Annotated in this window: 20 protein-coding genes; 3 read left to right on the top strand and 17 right to left on the bottom strand. The window is 66.3% G+C overall.

The window, feature by feature from the left end; genetic code table 11:
- Positions 1-9: 9 nt before the first annotated feature.
- The 12 genes from AU072_RS05950 to AU072_RS05895 are packed head-to-tail and all read right to left on the bottom strand — an operon-like array spanning position 10 to position 11,601.
- Positions 10-204 carry a ferredoxin gene (locus tag AU072_RS05950; RefSeq protein ID WP_064346517.1) on the bottom strand — a complete coding sequence of 65 codons (195 nt, stop codon included), beginning with the start codon at positions 202-204 and terminating at the stop codon, positions 10-12.
- Positions 201-926, bottom strand: coding sequence for a TetR/AcrR family transcriptional regulator (locus tag AU072_RS05945; RefSeq protein WP_064412918.1), 726 nt, complete (start codon positions 924-926; stop codon positions 201-203). Before AU072_RS05945 ends, AU072_RS05950 begins: the two co-directional genes overlap by 4 nt.
- On the bottom strand, positions 923-1,732 hold the full coding sequence (locus AU072_RS05940; RefSeq protein ID WP_064412917.1) for an SDR family NAD(P)-dependent oxidoreductase: 810 nt from the start codon (positions 1,730-1,732) through the stop codon (positions 923-925). Before AU072_RS05940 ends, AU072_RS05945 begins: the two co-directional genes overlap by 4 nt.
- Positions 1,729-2,568, bottom strand: coding sequence for an alpha/beta fold hydrolase (locus AU072_RS05935; RefSeq protein WP_064412916.1), 840 nt, complete (start codon positions 2,566-2,568; stop codon positions 1,729-1,731). Before AU072_RS05935 ends, AU072_RS05940 begins: the two co-directional genes overlap by 4 nt.
- Positions 2,565-3,155 (bottom strand): NADPH-dependent FMN reductase, encoded by a 591-nt coding sequence (locus AU072_RS05930; RefSeq protein ID WP_064346551.1) that lies wholly within the window; start codon positions 3,153-3,155, stop codon positions 2,565-2,567. The genes AU072_RS05935 and AU072_RS05930 overlap by 4 nt, the downstream gene beginning before the upstream one ends.
- Positions 3,156-3,166: 11 nt before the next feature.
- Positions 3,167-4,162 carry a cyclase family protein gene (locus tag AU072_RS05925; RefSeq protein WP_064412915.1) on the bottom strand — a complete coding sequence of 332 codons (996 nt, stop codon included), beginning with the start codon at positions 4,160-4,162 and terminating at the stop codon, positions 3,167-3,169.
- A 30-nt stretch (positions 4,163-4,192) separates the two neighbouring features.
- Positions 4,193-5,011, bottom strand: a complete 819-nt coding sequence (locus AU072_RS05920; RefSeq protein ID WP_064412914.1) for a coniferyl-alcohol dehydrogenase — start codon at positions 5,009-5,011, stop codon at positions 4,193-4,195.
- A gap of 23 nt (positions 5,012-5,034) precedes the next feature.
- Complete coding sequence (locus AU072_RS05915; RefSeq protein ID WP_064412913.1) at positions 5,035-6,375, bottom strand: LLM class flavin-dependent oxidoreductase; 1,341 nt, start codon at positions 6,373-6,375, stop codon at positions 5,035-5,037.
- Positions 6,372-8,144, bottom strand: a complete 1,773-nt coding sequence (locus tag AU072_RS05910; RefSeq protein ID WP_064412912.1) for an FAD-binding protein — start codon at positions 8,142-8,144, stop codon at positions 6,372-6,374. Before AU072_RS05910 ends, AU072_RS05915 begins: the two co-directional genes overlap by 4 nt.
- A complete protein-coding gene (locus AU072_RS05905) occupies positions 8,137-9,057 on the bottom strand; it encodes a 3-carboxyethylcatechol 2,3-dioxygenase (RefSeq protein ID WP_064412911.1) in 921 nt (306 codons plus the stop codon). Before AU072_RS05905 ends, AU072_RS05910 begins: the two co-directional genes overlap by 8 nt.
- Positions 9,005-10,705 (bottom strand): bifunctional 3-(3-hydroxy-phenyl)propionate/3-hydroxycinnamic acid hydroxylase, encoded by a 1,701-nt coding sequence (locus AU072_RS05900; protein WP_064412910.1) that lies wholly within the window; start codon positions 10,703-10,705, stop codon positions 9,005-9,007. Before AU072_RS05900 ends, AU072_RS05905 begins: the two co-directional genes overlap by 53 nt.
- The gene (locus tag AU072_RS05895; protein WP_064412969.1) at positions 10,702-11,601 is read right to left on the bottom strand and encodes an alpha/beta fold hydrolase; all 900 of its coding nucleotides are present in this window, start codon (positions 11,599-11,601) and stop codon (positions 10,702-10,704) included. Before AU072_RS05895 ends, AU072_RS05900 begins: the two co-directional genes overlap by 4 nt.
- 162 nt (positions 11,602-11,763) lie before the next feature.
- Between AU072_RS05895 and AU072_RS05890 the strand changes: the two genes are divergently transcribed.
- Positions 11,764-12,543, top strand: a complete 780-nt coding sequence (locus tag AU072_RS05890; protein ID WP_082680958.1) for an IclR family transcriptional regulator — start codon at positions 11,764-11,766, stop codon at positions 12,541-12,543.
- A 27-nt stretch (positions 12,544-12,570) separates the two neighbouring features.
- Entirely contained in the window at positions 12,571-14,175 is a 1,605-nt protein-coding gene (locus AU072_RS05885) for an FAD-dependent oxidoreductase (RefSeq protein WP_064412909.1), read from the top strand.
- A 124-nt stretch (positions 14,176-14,299) separates the two neighbouring features.
- On the opposite strand, the gene AU072_RS05880 is transcribed toward AU072_RS05885, so the two are convergent.
- From AU072_RS05880 to AU072_RS05865, 4 genes are read right to left on the bottom strand one after another with little or no spacing between them, the layout of a single operon-like run.
- On the bottom strand, positions 14,300-14,593 hold the full coding sequence (locus tag AU072_RS05880; RefSeq protein ID WP_064412908.1) for a cytochrome C oxidase subunit IV family protein: 294 nt from the start codon (positions 14,591-14,593) through the stop codon (positions 14,300-14,302).
- Between the two features lie 3 nt (positions 14,594-14,596).
- On the bottom strand, positions 14,597-15,193 hold the full coding sequence (locus tag AU072_RS05875; protein WP_064412907.1) for a cytochrome c oxidase subunit 3: 597 nt from the start codon (positions 15,191-15,193) through the stop codon (positions 14,597-14,599).
- Entirely contained in the window at positions 15,190-16,029 is an 840-nt protein-coding gene (locus AU072_RS05870; RefSeq protein WP_064346504.1) for a hypothetical protein, read from the bottom strand. The genes AU072_RS05875 and AU072_RS05870 overlap by 4 nt, the downstream gene beginning before the upstream one ends.
- Positions 16,026-16,733 carry a hypothetical protein gene (locus AU072_RS05865; RefSeq protein WP_064346503.1) on the bottom strand — a complete coding sequence of 236 codons (708 nt, stop codon included), beginning with the start codon at positions 16,731-16,733 and terminating at the stop codon, positions 16,026-16,028. Before AU072_RS05865 ends, AU072_RS05870 begins: the two co-directional genes overlap by 4 nt.
- Positions 16,734-16,820: 87 nt before the next feature.
- Between AU072_RS05865 and AU072_RS05860 the strand changes: the two genes are divergently transcribed.
- Positions 16,821-17,447 (top strand): TetR/AcrR family transcriptional regulator, encoded by a 627-nt coding sequence (locus tag AU072_RS05860; protein WP_064412906.1) that lies wholly within the window; start codon positions 16,821-16,823, stop codon positions 17,445-17,447.
- Here the strand turns inward: AU072_RS05860 and AU072_RS05855 are convergent.
- On the bottom strand, positions 17,402-18,289 hold the full coding sequence (locus AU072_RS05855; protein WP_064412905.1) for an ArgK/MeaB family GTPase: 888 nt from the start codon (positions 18,287-18,289) through the stop codon (positions 17,402-17,404). The genes AU072_RS05860 and AU072_RS05855 overlap by 46 nt on opposite strands.
- Positions 18,290-18,330: the final 41 nt, after the last annotated feature.

The following is an 18,330-nucleotide window of genomic DNA, read 5'->3' as shown; positions in this document are numbered from 1 at the left end:
CAGTCCTTCTCATTCCTCGATGTGGATGGCGAGTGCGGGGCAGGCCGCCGCCGCCTTGCGGGCGTCGTCGGCCTGGTCGTCCGCCGGGCTGGCGTTCAGCAGGACCACGACACCGTCGTCGTCGCGCTGGTCAAAGATTTCGCTTGCGTTGAGCACGCACTGACCGGATGACACACACTTGTCTTGATCGACAGTCAGTTTCATGATGTCGGGTGCTCCGTGACAGGCGCCTGCCACAACCCGACGATCGCGTCGATGAGCCCCGATGCCGCTGAGTTCCAGGTGGTGCGCGGCATGTCGGCCCCCTCGGCGAAGGCACGTTCGAAATCGGCGCAGGTGTGCATCATCAGGTTGCGGGCCATGATGTTTCGTTCGGTGACCACCGCGGGCGGCAGGTCCGGCAGGCAGCGGGTGATGCCGACGACGACGCGTTGCACCGACGGCGACTCCAGAGCACCCTTCACCACGATCTTGTGATACTCAGGGTCGGCCAGGGCCTGCGCGGCGAAGCGCGCGTACCACGTCGGGGTCCCGATCTGGGCCAGGTGTTCGGTGAGCGAACGCACCAGGCAGGCGACCCAGTCGCGCAGATCGGTCGAGTCGCCGATCTCGCCGACCATCCGCGACAGCAGACGCTCGGTCGACACGCGGTGTTTCTGCTCGATGGCCCGCACCAGGTCGGCCTTCGTGCCGAAGTGGTAGCCGACCGCGGCATTGTTGCCCTGACCTGCGGCCTCACTGACCTGACGGTTCGATACCGCATAGACACCGTGCTCGGCGAACAGTCGCTCGGCGGCGGCCAAGATCGCTTCCCGCGTGGTGCTGGCTCGTTCGGTGCGCACGCTTCTGGCAGTGGTCACCGTCACAGTCAACCGCTCCCAGGCCCTTAAGTCAAGCGACTGATTTAAAGTTGTCGTGGCCGTCATGACTTCGGTTTGCGGACGATCACCTTCCCGGCACTGGTACCGCCGTCGATGGGAAGGACGGTTCCGGTGACATACCGGGAACGGTCCCCGGCGAGGTACAGCGCGGCCTCGGCGACGTCATCGACGGTGCCCTCGCGTTTCAAGGGCCGGTCGTTGCGCATCTGTTCGCGAATCTTGGCCTCGAACGCCTCGAGCCGTTCGAGGTCCTCCCCCGTCGCCGACTTGCGCACGATCGCGGTCCGGATATTGCCCGGAGCGAGCGCGTTGACGCGAACCTCGTAGTGGGCCAGGTCGATCGCCGCCGATTTGGTGAACTGGATGACGGCAGCCTTCGACGCCCGGTACGTCATCACCCCACCGCCGGCCTGGATGCCGCCGATCGAGGTCAGGTTGATGATCGACCCGCCGCCGTGTTCGGACATGTGCCGGGCCGCATCGCGCGTACCGGCCATGACCGCAAGCACGTTGATGGCCATCACCTGGTGGAAGTCGGCGAGGTCGTCGTCGAGGAACTTGGGGAACATCTTGCCCGATACGCCCGCGTTGTTGACCATCACGTGCAGCCCGCCGAACTCCTCGACCGCGGTGGAAACCAGACGGGTCACCTGCTCGACCTCGGCCACATCGGTCTCGACGAAGCGGACGGACTTGCCGAGGTCGGCGACGAGTTGGGCGCCGCCCTCGCGGTCGATGTCACCGACGACCACCTTGGCGCCCTCGGCGCAGAACCGCCGCACCAACCCTTCACCGAGTCCGGACGAGCCGCCGGTGACGACCGCGACCTTGCCCTCGAGTTCGCCGGTCATGCCGCCCCTTCGTGTAAGTCGGCCAGAAAGCCGAGCAGTAGTTCGTTGACCGCGTCCGGTTGTTCGATCTGCGGGCAGTGCCCGGCCGCGTCGATCACCGCGGAGCGGCCCCCGCGGATCTGTCCCGCGATCTCGGCCGCCCATCCCCGGGGCAGCAGCTTGTCACCGCCACCCTCGACCACCAGAGTCGGCACGCTGATGCGCTCGTAGGCGCGCGCGCTCGACGGCAGCGGTGGGGCCTCCAGGCCGGGGCGCCGAAACCGCGCCGCCGCCAGTGCTTCCCACGCGCCGGGCGCGATGCTGGCTTCGTAGCGACGCTGGACGTATGCCTCGTCGTTGGGGTAGGAGGCGTCGTGGAAGAGCGCGGTGACGATCCTGCGCATCCCCGCGAACGTCGCGTCATAGTCGTACAACGCGGCCGAGTGTTCGTTGCGCTGGATCTCGCCGCCTCCGCAGATGGTCACCAGGCTGCGGGCGGGCAGCACCGGCGCCTCGGACGTGGCGTCGACGAACAGGTTCACCGCCCCCATCGAATTGCCCACGAAATGCGCCGATTCGGCACCGACGACCTCGCAGAACCGCGCGATGTGCCGGATCCGCATACCGCGGCCGTCGTTGAAGTCGATGACCTTCGCCGATTCACCGAACCCGAGCATGTCGAGCGCGAGCACGCGGTAGCCCGTGGCGAGCGCGGCGATGTTGTGCTCCCAGCCGATCTCGGCGCCTGCGCCGAACTCACCACCGTGCAGCAGGACGACCGGATCCCCTTGTCCGGCTTCGAGATAGCCGGTCACGAGCCCGTCGACCAGCACCGACTTGCGATGGGGCTGTGTCACGCCGTCTCCCGGGCGGCCTTGGCGAAGAACAGCACCTGCGTGGCGAGCATGTCCAGCTGGTTCTGGGTGGCGTCATGGATCAACTCCCCTGCCGCGTCCCAGATCTCGTCGGCGGAGTTGATGGCCACGCCGAGCGGAGTCGGCCACGCCCGCAGCGCGTGCCCGATGGACCGCAACTGCCCAAGCGTGTTGACCGCCGCCTGCCAGCCGTACGCGCAGCTGATACAGCCCCACGGCGTGTTGTCCAAGTAGACGCGGGCGTCCTCCCGCAGATCCTCGATGTAGTCCAGCGCGTTCTTCACCAGTCCTGAAATCGCTCCGTGGTAGCCGGGCGAGCCGACGACCACGGCGTCCGCATCGCGCAGCGCGCTGACCAGCTCGAGGGCCGCAGGCGTGCGCTCCAGCGAGTGCGGGGCGTACATCGGTAAGTCCAAGTCGGGTCCCGCGAACAGCCGCGTCCGCCCGCCCTGCTGCTCGACGGCCGCCAGGCAGTACCGCAGCGCGCGTTCGGTCGACGAATTCGCCCGGAGGGTGCCGCCGAGTCCGACGACGAACGGCGCACCGCCGGTTCTGGTGCTTGCAGTCATTTCCTCACCCACTACTTGATTGCGATCGGGCTGACGGGTGCGCCCACCGCGCCAACGACTTTCAACGGCGGGGCGATCAACTGGAACTCGTAGACACCGTCGGCGGCACAGTCGGCCGCCAGGCCGGTGAGGTCCCAGTACTCGCCGAACATCAGGCCCATGTCGCGCAGGCAGATCATGTGCATGGGCAGGAACGTGCCTTCCACTCCGTTGGCCGGATCGGGATCCTCGACCATGAGATTGTCGGCAGCAACCGCGGCGACATCGTGGTCGTGCAGCCATCGAGCGCACGTCCAGTCCAACCCGGACCCCGGCTCGGCGCCGTCGCCGGTCGACAGGAACCGCGTCCACCACCCGGTGTGCACGACGACGATGTCCCCGGGGGTGATCGTCATGCCCTGGGCTTTGGCGATGTCGTCGAGTTCTGCCGGTGTCACGGGATTTCCGGGCTCGAGAAAGACGTCGGCGCCGCGGTGCTTGACCACGTCGAGCAGCACACCCCGTGAGGTGATGCCCTTGACGTCGACCTTCTCGATCCCCAGTCGAAACGCCCCGAAACTGGTCACCGAATCCGCGGGGAAACCGTTGTAGAGCTTGTCCTCGTAGTAGACGTGAGAGATCGCGTCCCACTGCGTGGCCGCCTGCAGCGGCATCACGATCATGTCGTCGTTGAAGCGGAACGGGTTGTCCACGAAGAATTCGCTGAGCTGGTGGGCCACCGAGTTGCGCAGCCACTGAGGACCGTACTGCGCCAGGGTGTTCGCGTCACCGCCGTCCACCGTCATCACATGGGTGGGGTTCGGCCGGAACTGGAACGCGCCCTGCGGGCCGTTCGATCCGAAGTCGCCCCCGAGCGGGATCACCGTCCCTTTCTTCACGAGTGAGGCCGCTTCGGCGACCTTGTCGGGCGTGATGAAGTTCAGCGTGCCGAGCTCGTCGTCGTCACCCCAACGGCCCCAGTTGCGCACGTCGTCTGCGACGCGACGGAACTCCTTCATGCTGGCCATGGATTGCCTTTCACCGTGCCGACTTCCACTTCACCGCCGCCGAACCGATCCCGCGAGGTCCGTCTCTCCCGTGGTGCCGCCGTCCACCCAGATCACCTGGCCGGTCAGATAACTGGCCGCCCTGCTGTTGAGGAAGGTCAGGACGCTGGCCTGCTCGGCCGGCTCGGCGGCCCGGCCCAGCGGTGTCCGGAAGGAGTCGAGGAACTCCTGGCCGTACGCGCTGCGCAACTGGTCGAGGATCGGGGTGTCGGTCACCCCGGGTGCGGTGCAGTTGATGCGAATTCCCCTCGCTCCCAACGCGTTGACCTGTGCCATGCCGTAGAGAATGATGGCCTCCTTCGACAGCCGGTAACCGCCGCCGTCGGCCAGCGCTTCGGGATGGCGCTGACACCATTCGATTCCGGCCTCGATCGAGTCCGTGTCGACCAGCCCGGCGGTGACCGGAGCGTTCTGCCGGTACGCCGACGCCGCAAGCGATGACACGTTGGCGATCGCCGACCCGGCGCGCATCCGCGGCACCAGCGCCTCGGTGAACCGCCGGGTGCCCAGGAAATTGATCGTCACGACCCGCAGCGGGTCCTTGATCCCCGACGACACCCCGGCGACGTTGAACAACGCGTCTATCGGTTCGCCGACGGCGTCGGCCGCCCGCTCGATCGACCCCGGATCCGACAGATCGAGTTCGACGAACTCGCCGACAGGGTCGGTCGGCGGTTTGATGTCGAGTCCGATCACCTCCGCACCGAGGTCGGCGACCTGACGGGCGACGTGAGCACCGATGCCCGAGGCGCATCCGGTGACGACCACCCGACGCCCGTCGTAGCGCCAGAGTTCGTCAGTTCGGCCCATGGCTCATGTCCGGCCGGCGCCCGTCACTGCGCACTCTTGGCGTCCGCATCGGGGTTGCGGCTGGCCCACCCTTCTCCCGACTTGAGTTTGGCGGCCGCCGCCTCGATACCGGCGTTCATCTCGTCCATCGCCAGCGACACCTCGTTGGCCGTGTAGTTCTGGCGGCCCGTCGGCAGTCCGCCGAACGCATAGCTCTCGTCGAAGATGGGCGCCTGCGACGGTTGCCGTCGCGCTTCGACCTTCTCGATGATCGGCTCGAGTCGTTTGGCCTTGGCCGCGCGCGCCTTCTCGTCGCGTTCGATGAACTCGGGCAGCACCTCCTTGCCCATTAGTTCGATGGACTCCATCGTCTCTTCATGCCTGCGCGGGGTCAGCAGCAAGATCAGCTCGTCGACGCCGCTTTCCTCGTAGCCCCGCAGGAAATTACGCACCGTCTCCGGGCTGCCGATCGGGCCGCGGTCGGGCCCGTAGACGATGCTGGGGTCCTTCTCGATCTCTTCGAGGTGGCGCTTCCACACCCCGGTCCGGCCCGGTGTGTGCATACCGGTCATGTAGTAGTGCATGATGCCGAACGCGAAGAAGCCGCCGCCCTTGCCGAGCCGTTCGATGGCCTGTTCGTCGGTGGGCGCCACCATCATCGACAAGTCACCACCGATGGCCAGGATGTTCGGGTTCATCTGCGGGGTGACCGGCGCGCCGTTCTCCTCGAACTCCTTGTAGTAGCCGTTCACCCGCTCGGTCAGCGGACCCGGCCCCGTGTAGGCGAAACTCAATGCGCCCAGGCCCTTCTGGGCGGCCATGGCCACCGACGCGGGCCTAGTGCACGCCACCCAGACGGGCGGGTGCGGCTTCTGCAGCGGCTTGGGCACGACGTTGCGCGGAGGCATCTCGATGTGCTCACCCTTGAAACCGGTGAACGGCTCCTCGGTCATACAGCGGATCGAAACCTCCAGCGCCTCTTCCCACATCGCGCGTTTGTCGGCGGGGTCCACACCGAAACCGCCCAGTTCGCCGACCGACGACGACTCGCCGGTGCCGAACTCCACCCGTCCATTGGAGATCAGGTCCAGGGTCGCGACCCGCTCGGCGACGCGGGCCGGGTGATTCACGACCGGCGGCAGGTGCATGATCCCGAAGCCCAGGCGGATGTTTTCGGTCCGCTGGCTCGCCGCGGACAGGAAGATCTCGGGCGCAGTGGAGTGGCAGTACTCCTCCAGGAAGTGGTGCTCGGTCAGCCACACCGTCGAGAAGCCGGCCTTGTCGGCGAGCTCCACCTCGTCGAGACCATCCTGGAAAAGCTTGTGCTCGTCGTCTTCGCTCCACGGCCGCGGCAGTGGGAATTCGTAGAACAGCGAGATCTTCATTTCGTTACCTTCCGATGTGTATCGAGTGTCGAATCGGTACTAGTGCCGGTCTGAATTCCAGAACCGGACAGCTGCTCGGCGATGTGCTTGGCCGCGACATAACCGAAGGTCATCGCGGGGCCGATGGTGGCGCCGGCGCCCGCGTAACTGCGGCCCATCACCGCGGCCGACGTGTTGCCGACCGCGTAGAGGCCCTCGATCACGCCGTCGTCGGCGCGCAGCACCCGGGCGTACTCGTCGGTGCGCAACCCCCCGGAGGTGCCCAGGTCGCCCAGGATGATCTGAAACGCGTAATAGGGCGGCTTACCCAGCGGGTGCAGGTTCGGGTTCGGCAGCGTGGGGTCACCGTAGTAGTTGTCGTAGGCCGAATCGCCGCGGTTGAAGTCGTCGTCGTGGCCGTTGCGCGCCAGTTCGTTGAATCGCTCGGCGGTCTGGCGCAGCTGGGCCGGCGGAACGCCGATCTTGCCGGCGAGCTCCTCGAAACTGTTGCCCTCGTGCACGACACCGGATTCCAGCCACGCCTTGGGCACCTTCCAGCCGGTCGGCACGGGCGCGAACGGGATCTTCGGAATTGGCAGATGCCCGGCGACCACGTACCGGTGAAACGACCGGATGTCGGTGATCAGCCAACACGGAATGTGCGTGACCCCGCTGTTGTGGCCCTCGATCATCGCGTGCGCGAAGTCCATGTAGGGCGCCGCCTCGTTGATGAACCGCTTACCCGCACCGTTCACCACGAACTGGGACGGCATCATGCGTTCGTTGAGCATGAACTGCAACCGCCCATCAGGCCAGCAGATCGCGGGGAACCACCAGGCCTCGTCGAGCAGATCGGTCGATCCGCCCACCTTCTCCCCTGCCCGGATGGCATCGCCCATGGACGCCGGATTGCCGAAGCTCCAATCCTTTTCGAGCAGCGGTAGGTGCTGCCGGCGCCACTGGATGTCGTGATCGAATCCGCCCGCGGCCAGGATCACGCCCTGCCGGGCCCTGATCCGCTGCTGGTGGCCGTCACGCTCCACCACCGCCCCGATCACCGCTCCGTCGACATCGGTGATCAGTTCGCTCATCGGCGAGTCGAGCCACAGCGGGACGTCGTGTTGTTTGAGCGCCAGCCGCATGCGGGCGGCCAGCGACTGGCCGATGGCCGCCATCCGGTCCCCGAAGACGCGCGCACGGAACATCCGCCAGATCAGCTTGACGAGAACGGCCTTGCCGCGCCAGTTCTGGCGGACCTGGTAGAACAACCGAAGGTCCTTGGGCGCGAACCAAATACCCTTCGGTGCCAGCGCGAGCGGCTGCAGCAGGTGCTGCTCCTCGTCGCCGAGCTTGCGCAGGTCGATGGCGGGTACGTTGATGGTGCTGCCCTGCGCGGACCCGCCCGGCAGCTCCGGGTAGTAGTCCGCGTAGCCCGGCTTCCACACGAATTCGAACCACGGGCTGCGCTTTTCGAGGAACTCCATCATCTCTGGAGCGGTGTCGACGTACTGGCGCAGACGCGCGTCGCTGACCAGGCCGCCGGTGATCTGGCGTAGGTACTCCACGACACCGTCGGGATCCGGCACGTAACCCGCCTTGCGCTGCGCCGGTGCGCCGGGCACCCAGATACCGCCACCCGACAGCGCGGTGGAACCACCGAAGTGCGCCGACTTCTCGACGATGAGCGTGTCCAGGCCGAACGCGTCGGCGGCCAGTGCCGCGGTCATTCCGCCGCCACCTGAGCCGACGACGAGCACATCGACGGTGTGGTCGAACTTGCTGTCAGACATCCAGAACCGCCGTCCTGATCGCGAACCCTGCGATCAATTCCGGTGCCGCCCGGTAGAACCGCTGTTCGGTGCGGTAGGGACCGTGCGCGGCAAGTGCGGCGAAAGCCGCGATCCACGTGCGTACTTCATGCGCGGAATGGCCGGCCTCGCGTTCGATCCAGTCGTTGGACCAGCCGTCCACCTCGGCGAGTCGGTTGTTGTCGATCAGCTCCAGGAAGGCCGCGTCCCAGTCCGGATTCAGCGGCTGCAAGGGACTCTCGCCGTGCGCGAACGCCTGCGCGGCGTCCATCACCGCGACCTGGCGGGCCTGCCGCTGTTCCGGTGTCATGGGTACGCCGTGCACGATCCGATCCAGCGCGGCCGGCGGCGCGGTCGCCAGCGTGGGCACCGGCGGATCGTGGGACAGTCCACCGGATCCCACGACGAGGACACGCTTGTCGAGCGTCGCGAGATATGTGCCGAGCGCGGCTCCGAGCGCCCGCACCCGGCGCACCGGTCCGAGCGGGGTGGCCACCGAGTTGATGAAGACGGGGATCACCGGCACCGACGCCGCATCCGCGAACAGGCTCTGGAGCGGTTGGACGGTCCCGTGGTCGACGTCCATGCTCGCCGAGATCGCGACGTCGATCCCTGATTCGAGAACCGCTCGGGCGCAGTCGGTCGCGACGTCCTCGGGCACGTTCAACGGCCCGGCGTGCGAGCCGTAGTCACCGACACCCTGTGCGGCCGTGCCGATGCAGAACGGCGGCATCGTCCGATAGAAGAATCCGTTGTAGTGGTCCGGCGAGAAGATCACGACGAGTTCGGGGGCGTACGCGGTGACAAACCGACGTGCCTCGGATATCGCCGCCTCGATGTCGTCAAGGAGTTCCCGTGACGGTCCCGGAAGGTTCAGTAGCGGGCTGTGCGACATGCAGCACAGGGCCAGTGTGCCCATGAGAACCGGAGCCTCCTCCCTGGGTCAGACACAGAACGTCGAAAAGAGATTCACTGAGTTCGGCGGCGCGCTGGGCGATGCAGGCGCCGGCGATGCAGCGGTCGGGACGCAGGAACAGCACCGAGTCGGTGTAGGTGTCGAACCACGCCTTGAGCGCGCCGGTCCTGTCGCCGACCACCACCACATCGTCGTCGTCGTGCCCCGGCCAGCGCAGCTGTGTCATCGGACGCGCTTCGATGAACTCCGCACCCAACGCCTTCCACCGGTGAAACGCGTTGTCGCCGAGGATCGCTCGCAGGTTGTTGCTCCAGCACAGCACCGCGAATCCCGGTCCGAGCACGTCGTCGAGAAGCACGTTCTGCTCCGTGCGGGTGTCGACGCGCGGCTGGATGAACAGCGTGCCCGTCGGCGAGACCGCGCCGGCGGCACCGGCACCCGGTGCGGAATGGAACACCGCACCCTGTTGATAGCGCGGCATCGGCTTGAACCGCATCTCGAGCACGTAGCGCTTCAGCGACGGCACCACCGAGGCGGCGTGAATGACCCGGTCCCGCAACGCGGCGACCCTGCGGTTGGTCGGCGAAATCACCCGACCGACCATGGTGGACAGGTCGATCATCGCGCGGGCATGTTTGCGGCGCTCGACATCGTAGGTGTCCAGCAGGGCGTCATCGGCCTGTCCGCTCACCACCGCTGCCAGTTTCCAGCCCAGGTTGGCCGCGTCGCGGATACCGCTGTTGTATCCCTGCCCCTGCCAGACCGGCATCAGATGCGCGGCGTCGCCGGCCAGCAGCATCCGGCCCTTGCGGAACGAACCGGCGATGCGCGAATGGTGGGTGTATACCCGGTGCCGGATCATGTCGACCCGCTCGGGATACGGAACCCGTTGCGCCAACATCATTCTGACGAACGCCGGATCGTCGGCCTGTTCGTCGGTCTCGTGAGGATGGATCAGGAACTCGAAGCGGCGGATGCCGTGGGCGATCGAGATCGACACATAGGGGCGCGCCGGGTCGGCGCCGACCTCACTGTTCGGATGGCCGAGCGGATCGTTGGCGACGTCGACCACCAGCCAGCGCGTCGACGACGTGGTGCCGTCGAACGACACACCCATCAGCCGGCGGGTGGCACTGCGGCCGCCGTCGCAGCCGACCACGTATCGGGCCGTGACCGTCGGCTTGCCGCCGGCGAACTGAACCGTCACCGCGTCGTTCGCCTCGACGCACGACTCCATCCGGCACCCGAACCGGACCTCCACGTGCTCGAATCGGTCCAGGCCGCCGAACAACTCGGCGTCGACCATCGGTTGCACGAAGCCGTTGCGCTTGGGCCAGCCGAAGCGGGCGTCGGGCGGTGCCATCTCTGCGAGCAGCCGTCGGTTGGCGTCGAAGAACCTCAAGATCTGATTGGGCACGGTGTGCGGCAGCACCCGGTCGACCAGGCCGATCGACTGGAACGTCCGCAGCGCCTCGTCGTCGAGGCCGACACCGCGGGGGTAGTCGATGAGCGTGTCGCGTTCCTCGACGACAAGCGTCCGAACCCCGTGCAGCCCAAGGATGTTAGCCAATGTCAGACCGGATGGTCCTGCGCCGACGATGACGACGTCGACGTCGGTCGTCGTCATAGCCGCCCCAAGAGGAAGTCCAGGTGCAGGCGATTGAACGTCTTGGGGTCCTCGTACTGGGGCCAGTGACCGCATCCGGGCATCACCTCGAAGCGCGCGCCCGGGATCATGGAGGCGATGCGTCGCCCCTCGGTGACGTCGGCCGTGGGATCGTCGCTGGTCCACACCACCAGGGTTGGCGCGGTGATCGATCCGTACTCGTCGGGCCCGAGGAGGTTGCGTGCGCGGATGTCCGGATCCTGCAACGCCATGATGTCGCGCATCGCCGCGACGAACCCGGGTTGCCGGTACACCCGCTGCCGGCTCGCGACGATGTCGTCGTAATCCTTGCTCTTGTCGGCCATCAGCCACTTGATGCGGGCCTGCACCGTTTCCCACGTCGGGTTCTCGGCGGCGGCCATGGACAGCGTGATGATCCGCTTCATCACCTCGGGATCGGCCTGCGAGCCGCCCGCCGTGTTGAGCACCAGCCGGTCCAACCGATCGGGGTGGTCGACCGCGAATCGAGCGGCGACCCATCCGCCGAGCGACTCGCCGCTGATGTGGGCGCGGTCGGCCCCGACCGCGTCGAGGAACGCCAGCAGGTGGTCCACATAGTGGCGGACTTCGAGCGGATGCCCCGGTTTGTCGGTGTAGCCGTGGCCGAGCATGTCGATCGACCAGACCGAGAAGTGTTCGGCGTGCGCCTCCAGGTTGCGCACGTACGCCTCTGCATGCCCACCGGAGCCGTGCAGGAAGACGAGCACCGGCTTACCGGAGTCACCGGCGTGCAGGTATCGGGTGCGGGTTCCACCGGCGTCGAGGTAGCCCTGAGAGAACGAAACGCCCTGCAGATCGCTCCACACGCTCTCGAATTCGGCGACCTCCGCACGCCCGTCGGCCGCCGCGGACGCCACCAGCGAATCCGGCTCAGACACGCTTACCCTCTCTTGACCGCGAGAATCGAATTCTCGTATTTTGTAAGCACTCTGCTCATTTATCGCACACCCACGTGCACTATAGTCAGAGCATCACTCTCGCGACAGCGTGATGTCAAGGGAAGTCGAGGAAGGGACGCCATGCCTTCGGAGGGCGGAGCCCGACATCGGGTCGAGCAGGGCGGAGCCCGACATCGGGTCGAGCAGGGCGGAGCCCGACAGGGGACGGAGCCGATCAGCGTCGTACCCAACGGGGCGCCGGGCTCGCAGACGCTGGCAAGGGGTCTGGCCGCCTTGCAGCTGGTGGCCAGCTCCCCTACCGGCCTCACCGCTCAGCAGGTCGCCGACGACATCGGTGTGCACCGGACCATCGCCTATCGGTTGTTGTCGACGCTGTCTCAGTTCCGGTTGGTGGCCAAGGGCGAGGACGGTCGCTACCGCTCGGCGGCGGCGCTCGCGGTGCTCGGGGCGTCGTTCGACAACAACGTGCGGCAACTGAGCCTGCCGACCTTGCGGGGGCTCGCCGACGAACTCTCGAGCACGGTGTCCCTTCTTGTCGCCGAGGGTGATCAGCAGGTGGCGATCGCCGTCGTCGTGCCGACCAACGTCTTCTATCAGCTGTCCTTCCATGAGGGCAGCCGTTATCCGCTGGACCGGGGCGCCGCCGGAATCGCGCTGCTGGCAAGCATGCCGCCTCGTCCCGACGAACGTGATCTGGTGCCGCTGACCCGCGAGCAGGGCTGGGTGATCACACACGGCGAGATCGAGCCCAACACCTACGGCCTCGCGGTCCCGGTGCGCCGACGGCCACCGGCGCCGCCGACATGTATCAACCTCATCTCGCATCGCGAGGACGTCCTGACGCGCGGCCGAGACGCGGTCATCAGGGCGGCCGACGAGTTGTCCGCGATTCTCAACTAAGGGCACTCCAGCCGGAAGGAGCAGCACGTGACCGATTGGGATCATGACGTCGACGTGGTCGTACTCGGTAGCGGCGGGGCCGGTTTGACCTCGGCGCTCGCCGCGGCGGCCAATGGCGCTTCGGTGGAGATCTACGAGAAGGCCGCGACCGTCGGCGGTACGACGGCGGTGTCGGGTGGCATCATCTGGATTCCCGCGCACAACCGGGCCGCCGAGGGTGAGTTGACCGTCGAGGACGCGATGGCCTACCTGCGCGCCCAATCGCTGGGATACATGGACGACAACCTGGTCGAGACATTCGTGCGCACCGGCCCCGAGATGCTCGATTTCGTTGAGGCACACAGCGATCTGCGGTTCGAGGTCGCCGAGGGGTTCCCCGACTACAAACCCGAGCTGCCCGGTGGTCGGCCGTCGGGTGGGCGTTCGCTCAACGCCAAGCCGTTCGACCTGGGCCGACTCGGTGAGTGGCGCGACCGGATCACGTCGTTCCCGGCGGATTTCAGCAACGTCGGCATCGACGCCGAAACCCGCGCGCGCATCCACGCGTCGGTCGACGACGAATCCGGTGACTACTGCGTGGCGGGCACGGCCCTGATCGCCGGACTGCTGAAGGGCCTGCTGGACCTCGGTGTGACACCACGGACCAACGCGCGCGCGGTCGAACTGCTCGCCGATCCGCTCGGCATCACGGGTGTGCGAATCTCGCAGGACGGCAACGACTTCACCGTGCGGGCCCGTCGAGGCGTGATTCTGGGAACCGGCGGGTTCGAGTGGGACCGCAAACTCGTCGAGGCGTACCTGCGGGGACCGATGCGCGGACCCGTCTCACCGCCCAACAACACCGGTGACGGCCTGCGGATGGCGATGGCGCACGGCGCCGATCTGGCCAACATGGGCGAGGCCTGGTGGGTGCCGATCGTCCAACTTCCCGGCGACACGTTCCAGGGCCAGCCGCGCAGCCGCAGCGTTCGACTGGAACGGACCCGACCGCGCAGCATCATCGTCAACCGGGCGGGTAAGCGGTTCCTCAACGAGGCCGGCGAGTACAACTCGATGGCGGGGCCGTTCCACTACCTCGATCCGAAGCTGGGGTATGCCAACGATCCGGCGTGGATCGTGTTCGACTCGCTGCATCTGAAGAAGTACGGCTTCCTCGGCATCGAACCGGATGGCCCTGCGCCGGACTGGTTCTCGCCGTCCAAAGACCTGGTCGAACTCGGCGAGAAGACCGGCATCGACCCCGAAGGATTGGCACGCACACTGCAGTCCTGGAACGACAGCGTCGCCCACGACCGCGATCCGGATTTCGAGCGCGGTTCGAGCGCCTACGACGGCTACTGGGGTGACGACAAAGCACCGACGCCCGCCGGCCGCACCCTCGGCCCGATCGATACGCCGCCCTACTATGCCGTGCCGGTGTCGATCGGCGCGATGGGCACCAAGGGCGGTCCCCGCACCGACGGCGACGGCCGGGTGCTGCATGTCAACGGATCGGCGATCCCGGGCTTGTTCGCCGCGGGCAACGCGATGGCCGGAGCCACCGGCAAGGCGTACGGCGGCGCCGGTGGAACAATCGGGCCCGCAATGGTGTTCGGTTACCGCGCCGGGCGTGCGGCCTCGGCTCGCGTGTAGCTCGCCTGTTGCTCGCCTGTTCAGCGCCGGCCAGTGCTCGACTGTGCATCCTGATACGCCCATCGCGGCGTGTTGCGTATGAAACCGCGCACTCGGCATCGCGGGCCGGTCGGTGCAGCGCTGTTCAGGCGACCGCCATTCCGATGAAGTAACTGCTCAACAGGCAGGTCGCGACGAGGACCACCCACCCGTCGGTGAGGCGGCACAGCCAGGCGGGGGCGTGGCGCACCTCCATGAACTCCCGGAAGATGATGCGCACCTTGATGAGTGCGATGACGATCGCGCTGACGGTGACCACGGTGCTGGCCTTCAGCGTGCTGTTGTGGTCGACCGCTTCATCCATCCAGACGTAGACCAACGTCAACAACGTCAGGATCGCCCAGGCGATCACGAGTCTCTTGTTCACAGCGTTGGTCACCGATCACCTCACCACGTAGAGCATCGCGAAAATCAGCACCCACAGGAAGTCAACCGTGTGCCAGTACGTCGCTCCGGTCTCGATGAGCTCCTGCGAGCGTCGCGCCGGGCTCCGCAACTGGTAGAGGACCACACCCAACACGATGAATCCGATCAACACGTGGATACAGTGCAGTGACGTGAGAAAGAAGTAATGCTGGAAGAACTCATCGCTGGTGAACGTATTCCCCAGTCGGATCTCCAGAATCCATTCGAACACCTTCGAGACCACGAACGTCACACCGAGACCGACGGTCACATACGCGTACGTCGTCGCCGAGCGGTACGAACCGCCGCGTGAAGCCTGGACGCACCTGGCGATCGCCCACGAACTCGTCAGCAGGACAATGGTATTGAAGACGCCGATCCGCAGATCGAGATCCGCCTGCGACGCCAGGAAGAGATCCGCGTTCTGTGTGCGCAGCGCCAGGTAGACCGAGAAGTAGCCGGTGAACAGCATGGCCTCGAACAGCACGAACAACCACATGTCCGGCTGGCCGGGTACACGGCGTTGCGGCTTGTCCTCGAGCCGTTTCGACGTGGCGCCAACGACGTCGGTCATCGCACCGCCCCCACCGAGGCCGAGGGTTCGGTTACACCTTTCGGCGGCAGGTCGGGCAGCGGCCCGGTGCCGAAATCCTCGCGCTCGATCATCTTTCGCAGTAACACGATGAACGCCGCGGTGTAGAGGATGAACACGACCATGTTGATCCACCACGCGATCGCACCGTTCCACGCGAATGCACCGCGTTGAAAGATCCAGGCGGGTGCGACGACGACTTCGGTCAGCGCGTTGCACAGCCCCAGGTACGCGAACCATTTCGGGAACACGTTGTTCTTGTCGAGCAGGATCGCCACCAGCCAGACCACCGAGCCGACCAGAAACACCCCCATCGTTCCGCTGAACGACAGGAACGCGAAGTCATACATCCACAGGATCAACTCGGGATCGCGATCAGGTCTGAGCGCGCCGACGGTCATCGCGATGGCCATCACCAGCATGCCGGGCAGGGCGGCGAGCGAGTACATGATCAGGTAGGAATAGGCGAAGACGCGACTCACCGACATCCGCCACATCGAGTATGCGAGCAGGGCGTTCATCGGCGCGCACATGCCCGAAATCAGGAATACGACGCCGAATCCGGTGAGCAGGCCGAGATGGCGGTCGGCGAACCACTGCACCACCAACGGCGTGTCCCAGTCGGGGCTCGGCGGCGGTTGCACCCGCGTCACGAGGAAGAACAACACGCCGTACAACTGGTAGAAGATCACCATCACCCACCACGCGAACCACAGCTCACGCTTGGGGTGGTAGCGGAAATTCCACACCAGGCGACCCAGCCGTGAATCATTGGGCGGATCGGGCGCCGCTACCGTCTCCGCGCTGAGCGCGCTCATGCGGGGACCGCGACTTCTGCGCGTTGGCGGCGGATGTTCTGGGCGAGAACAACTCCCATCACCACGATCCAGACGGCGATCGCGATGTTCTTGACCCAGAAGGACAGCACGCCGTCCCACGCCAACGGGCCCTCGAAGGTCACCGCCCCGAATGCCGCCGGCATCAGCGCGACGGCGATGAGCAGATTGAAGTGCGCCACCCACGGCCGGAAGACCGGCTGGTCTCGGCGATCCCAGTAGATCGCCAGGGCCAGCACCAGGCATTGCGCGATCAGATAGGGCACCAGCACCGTGAAGGTGACCCAGGCCAGATCGTTGAGCAGTTGGGTGAGTTCGGGGGAACGTTCGGGCCGGAAGGACCCCAAAAGCCAGAACATGTTCGCGATCAAGAACAGCGTCGGCGGACCGCCGGCGCAGGCGATCAGGCAGTAGGTCAGGATCGGCGTGCGGTGTGCCATCTTGCGCACTTGCATCGCCAGCAGGATCACCGTCGGGATCAAACCGACCCCGAACCAGTTGAACAGAATCATGCTGTACCGAATTCGGGCCGTCTCGTCGCGGTAGAAAGCCGCGACCTCTTCCGCGGACATGGTCGGCGACATCGGATGCAGGAAACCGGGAAACAGGAAGAATGCAGACGCCCAGATGATCACCATCGCGGGCAAGACCCACAGCATGATCAACTCACCATCAGTTCGTCTCATGTGCGCTCCAAAGCTAGTTGCCGATCGGCTACTCGAACGGTAGCCGATCGGCAACCAGGCGGTCAATGCTGGGCTACCCTCGACGTCATGGCCACGGCAGAGCAGAGATTCAGTGCGATCACCCGCACCGCTGCGCAGACGAGGGTCTTGGACGCAGCGCTGGCATTGATCGCCGAACACGGGGTCAGCGGTACCTCCCTGCAGATGATCGCCGATTCCATCGGGGTGACCAAGGCGGCGGTGTACCGCCAGTTCAAGACGAAGGAAGAGATCGTCATCGCGATCACCGAACGGGAGATGGGCCGTCTCGAGGACGCGCTCGAAGTTGCCGAGGCGGCCGGCCACGGTCTCAAATCTCGGGAGATCTTGCTCGACCGGATGATCGACCAGGCCGTCGAACGGCGCGGAGTCGTCAGTGCGCTGCAGTTCGATCCGGTGATCCTTCGGCTGCAGGCCGAACATGAGCCGTTCCAGCGATTCATCGAACGCCTGTATGCCGCGCTGCTGGGCACCCATGCCGGCCCGGAGGCCCGACTGCACGCCGCGGTGCTGTCGAGTGCGATCAGCGTGGCCGTGATGCACCCACTGGTTTCCGATATCGACGCCGAAACGCTTCGCACTCAGTTGATTCGGATGTCCCGCCGGTTGCTCGACCTACCGGAGCGGGCTCAGGGCCCCTCCCGTACGACGAAGAGGCGCTCGGCGGCGGTATAGGGGTCGTCGTCGCCGTCGGCGACGGCTGCGGCCAACCGGTCCAGTTCCGGATGCGTGCGCAACAGCGTCTGCGCCAGCGACAAGATCTGCGCCCTGGCCCGCGCGGCGCGTCGTTCCGGACTGTCGGAACGGTGATGCGCTTCGATCGCGTCGACGAGTTCGGGCAGGCCGTCGTCTTGGGCCGCAACCAGTTTCAGCACCGGCGCCATGGTCTCCGCACGAAGGTCGCGCACGGTCTGGTCGGCGCCCTCGCGGTCGGCCTTGTTCACCACCACGATGTCGGCCACTTCCAGTAACCCGGCCTTGGCCGCCTGCACGGCGTCGCCTGCGCCGGGATTGAGGATGACGACGGTTGGATCGGCGACCGCGGCGATCTCGATCTCCGACTGTCCGACCCCGACGGTCTCCAGCACCACCAGCCCGTAGGACAGCGCCGCCAGAACACGGATTGCCGCGGGTACCGCCGCGGCCAACCCGCCGAGATGCCCGCGCGCCGCGACGGACCGGATCAGCACGTCGGGATCGTTGATGTGGGCGGCCATCCGGATCCGGTCGCCGAGCAGCGCTCCCCCGCTGTACGGCGACGATGGGTCGACCGCCAACACCGCGACCCGCTCGCCCCGCTCCCGGTACGCGCCGACGAGCGCACCGACCGTCGTCGATTTCCCCGCGCCCGGCGGCCCGGTCACTCCCACGACTCGCGGAGTGTCGACGGGTCCGAGCGTGTCGAGAAGTTCGCTACGCCGGGGGCTTTCGACGATGCTGAGCAATCGGCCGGTCGCGCGGGCCGATCCGTTGCGCGCCGCCTCGATGAGTTCCGCAAGACGGTCTGAGCTGGTCATCGTATGGCAGTCTACGGATCGCCTGCTTGGTGTCGCCGCCG

The sequence above is a fragment of the Mycolicibacterium novocastrense genome (assembly GCF_001499835.1).
GTDB classification, from domain to species: domain Bacteria; phylum Actinomycetota; class Actinomycetes; order Mycobacteriales; family Mycobacteriaceae; genus Mycobacterium; species Mycobacterium novocastrense.
This window is presented reverse-complemented; position numbering and strand designations above follow the sequence as displayed.

Coding starts and splice junctions, on each gene's coding strand:
- AU072_RS05925 (WP_064412915.1), bottom strand. CDS start 4,162: ATGGCCAGCATGAAGGAGTTCCGTCGCGTCGCAGACGACGTGCGCAAC.
- AU072_RS05910 (WP_064412912.1), bottom strand. CDS start 8,144: ATGTCTGACAGCAAGTTCGACCACACCGTCGATGTGCTCGTCGTCGGC.
- AU072_RS05950 (WP_064346517.1), bottom strand. CDS start 204: ATGAAACTGACTGTCGATCAAGACAAGTGTGTGTCATCCGGTCAGTGC.
- AU072_RS05890 (WP_082680958.1), top strand. CDS start 11,764: ATGCCTTCGGAGGGCGGAGCCCGACATCGGGTCGAGCAGGGCGGAGCC.
- AU072_RS05940 (WP_064412917.1), bottom strand. CDS start 1,732: ATGACCGGCGAACTCGAGGGCAAGGTCGCGGTCGTCACCGGCGGCTCG.
- AU072_RS05915 (WP_064412913.1), bottom strand. CDS start 6,375: ATGAAGATCTCGCTGTTCTACGAATTCCCACTGCCGCGGCCGTGGAGC.
- AU072_RS05855 (WP_064412905.1), bottom strand. CDS start 18,289: ATGACCAGCTCAGACCGTCTTGCGGAACTCATCGAGGCGGCGCGCAAC.
- AU072_RS05900 (WP_064412910.1), bottom strand. CDS start 10,705: ATGACGACGACCGACGTCGACGTCGTCATCGTCGGCGCAGGACCATCC.
- AU072_RS05930 (WP_064346551.1), bottom strand. CDS start 3,155: ATGACTGCAAGCACCAGAACCGGCGGTGCGCCGTTCGTCGTCGGACTC.
- AU072_RS05875 (WP_064412907.1), bottom strand. CDS start 15,193: ATGACCGACGTCGTTGGCGCCACGTCGAAACGGCTCGAGGACAAGCCG.
- AU072_RS05865 (WP_064346503.1), bottom strand. CDS start 16,733: ATGAGACGAACTGATGGTGAGTTGATCATGCTGTGGGTCTTGCCCGCG.
- AU072_RS05945 (WP_064412918.1), bottom strand. CDS start 926: ATGACGGCCACGACAACTTTAAATCAGTCGCTTGACTTAAGGGCCTGG.
- AU072_RS05870 (WP_064346504.1), bottom strand. CDS start 16,029: ATGAGCGCGCTCAGCGCGGAGACGGTAGCGGCGCCCGATCCGCCCAAT.
- AU072_RS05860 (WP_064412906.1), top strand. CDS start 16,821: ATGGCCACGGCAGAGCAGAGATTCAGTGCGATCACCCGCACCGCTGCG.
- AU072_RS05920 (WP_064412914.1), bottom strand. CDS start 5,011: ATGGGCCGAACTGACGAACTCTGGCGCTACGACGGGCGTCGGGTGGTC.
- AU072_RS05905 (WP_064412911.1), bottom strand. CDS start 9,057: ATGTCGCACAGCCCGCTACTGAACCTTCCGGGACCGTCACGGGAACTC.